Genomic DNA, 5159 nt, shown 5'->3' on the forward strand with positions numbered 1-5159 from the left:
CAGGCAAACCACGCGTTCGTTGCGCGCAAACAGCCCAGGCACGCCGCGGGCGGTGGTCGGGTTCACCGAAAACAGCGCCCCGGGCACGTGGATCATGCGCAGCAGCCGACCCGCGCACGGCATGTGGATGCGGTGATAGTCGCGCGGGCTCAGGTACAGCGTGGCAAAGCTGCCGCCGTCGAACTGTGCCGCCAGCGCCGCATCGCCGCCGAGCAGCGCCGTCGTGCGGTAGTGGTGGCCTTTGGCCTGAAAAATCTGCTCGCCCTCGATCGGGCCGCACTGGCTGACCGCGCCGTCGACAGGGCAGATCCAGGGGCTCGCCGCCAGCGGCCGCGCGCCGGGCTTGAGCGCGCGGGTGAAGAAGTCGTTGAAGCTCGCGTAGGCCGCCGGGTCGGACACCGCGGCCTCGCTCATGTCCACCCGGTAACGGCGTATGAACCAGGGAATCACCCGCCGCGTCCAGCCGCGAGCGGTGCAGCGCGCCGCCCAGCCCGCGAACTCGGTCAGCGCGCGTTGGGGCAGCAGATATTGCGGCAGTACCGCGAGACGGTCGAGCAAGCCAACTCCTGTGGACGAAGGGGTGGCCGATTGTAGGAGGGGCGAGCGAACGCCACTGCAGCGACAATCGGGCGCATGACCTCGCCCCTGCTCGAAGTTCAATCCCTGCGCAAGCGTTACGGAGCGGCCACCGTCGTCGATGGGCTGGCGTTTCACATTGCACCCGGCGAATGTCTGGGCATCATCGGGCCCAACGGCGCGGGCAAGACCACGACCATCCGTGCGCTGCTCGGGCAGACGGCACCCGACGAGGGGCGCATCGAGTACCGTTTTGGCGGCGCGGCGCTGCGCATGCCGACCGATGCGCTGGCGATCAAGGCACGGCTGGGCGTGGTCGCGCAGTTCGACACGCTCGACCCGGACTTCGACCTGGCGGAAAACCTGCTGGTCTATGGCCGCTACTTCGGGCTGCCGACCGCGGCCATCCGCGAGCGCATCCCGCAGCTGCTGGAGTTTGCAGCGCTCACCCACAAGGCGCGGGCCAAGCCGGGTGAGCTCTCGGGTGGCATGAAGCGGCGCTTGAGTCTCGCGCGCGCGCTGGTCAACGACCCCGAGCTGCTGCTGCTCGACGAGCCGACCACCGGCCTCGACCCGCAAGCCCGGCACCTGATGTGGGAGCGGCTGCAACTGCTGCTGCAACAGGGCAAGTCGATCCTGCTGACCACGCATTTCATGGACGAGGCCGAACGCCTGTGCCACCGGCTGCTGGTGCTCGACCACGGACGCAAGATCGCCGAGGGCACGCCGCGTGCGCTGATCGAGCAGCATCTCGAGCCCGACGTGGTCGAGGTCTACGGCAACGGGGCGCTTGCGCTGGCGCAGGACGCCACGCTGCGCTCGCTCGCCGCCCGCGTGGAGACGAGCGGCGAGACGGTGTTTTTCTACACCGCCGACGCGCACCCGCTGCTCCTCGCGCTCGACGCCTGGCCGGGCCTACGCACGCTGCACCGACCTGCCAACCTCGAAGACCTGTTTTTGAAGCTGACCGGACGGCAAATCCGCGAAGAAGGTTGACGCTCATGACCCCGCCCCTCAGTTCTGCCCCGTCGCCCCGAGCGCCCGCATCGCCCGCGCTGCCCTCGCCCTGGGCCCCGCCGCGCCTGTCGATGCGCTGGTGGCCGGTGTTTCTGCGCAACCTGCTGGTGTGGAAGAAGCTGGCGATCCCGAGCCTGCTCGCCAACATCGCCGAGCCGCTGATGTGGCTCGTCGCCTTTGGCTACGGGCTCGGTGCGCTGGTCGGCCAAGTGCAGGTCGAGGGTGCTGCGGTGCCCTACATCCTTTTTCTCGCCAGCGGCAGCATCTGCATGAGCGCGATGAACGCGGCGAGCTTCGAGGCGCTGTATTCGGCCTTCTCGCGCATGCATGTGCAAAAAACCTGGGACGGAATCCTGAATGCGCCGGTGCAGCTCGACGACGTGGTACTCGCCGAAATGCTCTGGGCGGCGTTCAAGTCGCTGTTCACCATCACCGCCATCCTGGGCGTGATGCTGGCGCTCGGCATCAGCCACAGTCCCAAGCTGCTCCTGGCCTGGCCAGTGCTGCTGGGCGTGGGCGTCACCTTCTCGTGCATCGCGCTGGTGTTCAACGCGCTGGCCAAGGGCTACGACTTCTTCACCTATTACTTCACGCTGTTTCTCACGCCGATGATGTTCCTCTCGGGCATCTTCTTTCCGCAGTCGCAGCTGCCCGCGCTGGTGCGCGAGATCGCGCAGTGGCTGCCGCTGACCGCCGCGGTGGAACTGGTGCGACCGCTGTTCCTCGACCGCTGGCCCGAACACGCGCTGCGCCACACCGCGGTGCTCGCCGGCTACAGCACAGCAGCTTTCTGGCTCGCCCTCGCACTCACGCGCAAACGCTTCGCGCGCTGACCGGTCTTTTTTTGATAGCAGAGCAGCGGCATTTCACGCTGGCATCCGGGCTAAATTGCCCCGAATGAGGCGTGGAACGCCGACGCCTCACGCCTGTGCGCGAATCAGGTCGGCGGCTTTCTCCGCGATCATGATGACCGGCGCGTTGGTGTTGCCGCCCACAACGGAGGGCATCACCGAGGCGTCGACCACCCGCAGGCCCTCGATCCCGCGCACGCGCAACGTCGCGTCGACCACATCGAGCGCGCCCGTGCCCATGCGGCAGGTGCCGACCGGGTGGTAGATGGTGTCAGCGTGGTTGCGGATGAAGGTCTCGATCTCGGCATCGCTGCGGGCGCTGGCCGAGGCGGGCAGTTCACGGCCGCCAAAGCGGGCCAGCGCGGGACGGTTGAGGATGTCGCGCATCTGCTTGAAGCCGAGCACCATGCGGCGCAGGTCATCCGGGTCTTGCAGGAACGCGGGGTCGATCAGGGGTGCGGCACGGGGATCGGCGCTCGCCAGGCGCAGGCTGCCGCGGCTTCTGGGGCGCAGCACGCAGACATGGCACGAGAAGCCGTGGCCGAACACGGTCTTGCGGCCGTGATCGACGAGCTTGCCGATCACGAAATGCAGTTGCAGATCGGGGATGGGCTCGGCGGCGTCGCTCTTGATGAAGCCGCCCGCCTCGGCAAAGTTGGTGGTGAGCATGCCGCTGCGCTGCCGCCGCCATTCGCCGATGCCGCGCCACACGCGCGCCGCGCCCGCGAGCGATAAGCCAAAGAGGTCGGTCGCGCCGGGCAGGTCGTACACCAGCACCACGTCGGGGTGGTCGTGCAGATGCGCGCCGACGCCAGGCAGCTCGTGCCGCACGGAAATGCCATGACGGCGCAGCTCGTCGGCCGGCCCGATGCCCGAGAGCATCAACAGCTGCGGCGACTGGAACGCGCCGGCGCACAGCAACACTTCGCGGCGCGCGCGCAGCGTCACGGTCTGCCCGCCCTCGAGCAGTTCCACGCCCACCGCCCGCCTGCCTTCGAGCACGATGCGCGTCACCAGCGCGCCCGTGCGCACCTGCAGGTTGGGCCGGCCGAGGTTGGGCGTGAGGTAAGCCTTGGCAGCGGAGCAGCGCTCGCCGTTCTTGTGCGTGACCTGGTACAGGCCCACGCCCTCTTGCTCGGCGCCGTTGAAGTCAGGATTGGCGGCAAAGCCCGCTTCCTTGGCGGCTTCGACGAAACGCGGGCCAAACGGGTTGGGGCTGCGCAAGTCCATCACGTTGAGTGGGCCGCCGGTGCCGTGGAAGGCGTCGGCACCGCGCTCGTTGTGCTCGCTGCGTTTGAAATACGGCAAGACCTCCTCGTACGACCAGCCGGCGTTGCCCTCGGCTGCCCAGGCGTCGTAGTCGGCGCGGTGGCCGCGCATGTAGATCATGGCGTTGATGGAGCTCGAGCCCCCCAGCACCTTGCCGCGCGGCTGGTAGCCGCGCCGGCCATTGAGCCCGGGCTGTGGCACGGTTTCGAAACCCCAGTTGAGCTGGCGGCTCTTGGCCATGAGCGCAAGCCCAGCCGGGCAGTGGATGAGCACACTGCGATCGGCCGGCCCGGCCTCGATCAGTGTGACCTGCGTGCCTGGGTCTTCGCTGAGCCGCCCCGCCAGCACACTGCCGGCCGAGCCAGCACCGATGATCAAATAGTCGACTTCCGAGGCTTGCATCGATGGACACTCCTACGAGCGTAAAAACAGCAACGAACCTTACCCCAGCCGAGCGCCCCGCCCTGTCGCTCGCGCGCGGCGCCGGATCGGGATTTACCCCGAGTCAGCCTCGCTGCCTCGCCATCCGCCACGCCATCCGAGGGACTCGCCAGGCCTTGCCTTACCATCGCCGGCGCAGCTTTTTCAACGTCGTTTTTTGGAGACCCACATCATGAGCATCACCACCGTCGGCATCATCGGCGCCGGCACCATGGGCAACGGCATTGCACAGACCTGCGCGGTCGCGGGACTGCATGTCGTCATGGTCGACATCTCGGACGCCGCAGTCGCGCGCGGCATGGGCACCATCGCCAACAGCCTCGAGCGGCTGCTGAAGAAGGAGAAAATCAGCGCCGCCGACCGAGACGCAGCGCTGGCGCGCATCCACGGCAGCACCAACTACGACGACCTCAAGGCTGCGCAGCTCGTCATCGAGGCCGCGACCGAAAACCACGAGCTCAAAGTCAAAATCCTCAAGCAGGTCGACGCGCTGCTCGCGCCCGAGGTAATCATTGCCTCCAACACCTCGTCGATCTCCATCACCCAGCTCGCCGCGGCCACCGGCCGGCCCGACCGCTTCATCGGCATGCACTTCTTCAACCCCGTGCCCATGATGGCGCTGGTGGAGATCATCCGCGGCCTGCAAACCAGCGACGCCACGCACGAGGCGGTACAGGCGATGGCGCTGCAGCTCGGAAAAACGCCGATCACGGTGAAGAACTCGCCCGGCTTCGTCGTCAACCGCATCCTCGTGCCCATGATCAACGAGGCTTTCTTTGTGCTCGCCGAGGGGCTGGCTACGCCCGAGGACATCGACGCGGGCATGAAGCTCGGCTGCAACCACCCCATCGGGCCGCTGGCGCTGGCCGACATGATCGGGCTGGACGTGTGCCTGGCCGTGATGGAGGTGTATCTGCGCGAGTTCGGCGACAGCAAATACCGCCCCTGCCCCCTGCTCAAAGAAATGGTCGCCGCGGGCCGCCTGGGCCGCAAAACCGGGCGCGG

General features: G+C 67.5%; 5 protein-coding genes. 3 read left to right on the forward strand and 2 right to left on the reverse strand.

Features of this window, described 5'->3' with window-relative positions:
• The coding region (gene asd / locus JHC36_RS04240; protein ID WP_287916267.1) for an archaetidylserine decarboxylase at positions 1 to 558 on the reverse strand (558 nt) is incomplete at its 3' end.
• 75 nt (positions 559 to 633) lie between these two features.
• Here asd and JHC36_RS04245 point away from each other — a divergent pair.
• On the forward strand, positions 634 to 1572 hold the full coding sequence (locus JHC36_RS04245; RefSeq protein WP_287916269.1) for an ATP-binding cassette domain-containing protein: 939 nt from the start codon (positions 634 to 636) through the stop codon (positions 1570 to 1572).
• A 5-nt stretch (positions 1573 to 1577) separates the two neighbouring features.
• On the forward strand, positions 1578 to 2426 hold the full coding sequence (locus JHC36_RS04250) for an ABC transporter permease (protein ID WP_287916272.1): 849 nt from the start codon (positions 1578 to 1580) through the stop codon (positions 2424 to 2426).
• Positions 2427 to 2513: 87 nt separating this feature from the next.
• Here JHC36_RS04250 and JHC36_RS04255 read toward each other — a convergent pair whose 3' ends face one another.
• A complete protein-coding gene (locus JHC36_RS04255; RefSeq protein ID WP_287916275.1) occupies positions 2514 to 4115 on the reverse strand; it encodes a GMC family oxidoreductase in 1602 nt (533 codons plus the stop codon).
• A 211-nt stretch (positions 4116 to 4326) separates the two neighbouring features.
• On the opposite strand from JHC36_RS04255, the gene JHC36_RS04260 reads away from it, so the two are divergent.
• Positions 4327 to 5159, forward strand: an 833-nt coding sequence (locus JHC36_RS04260; RefSeq protein WP_287916277.1) for a 3-hydroxybutyryl-CoA dehydrogenase, incomplete at its 3' end; no start/stop codon positions are given.

This window comes from Tibeticola sp. (genome assembly GCF_022759015.1).
Classification (GTDB): domain Bacteria; phylum Pseudomonadota; class Gammaproteobacteria; order Burkholderiales; family Burkholderiaceae_C; genus Tibeticola; species Tibeticola sediminis.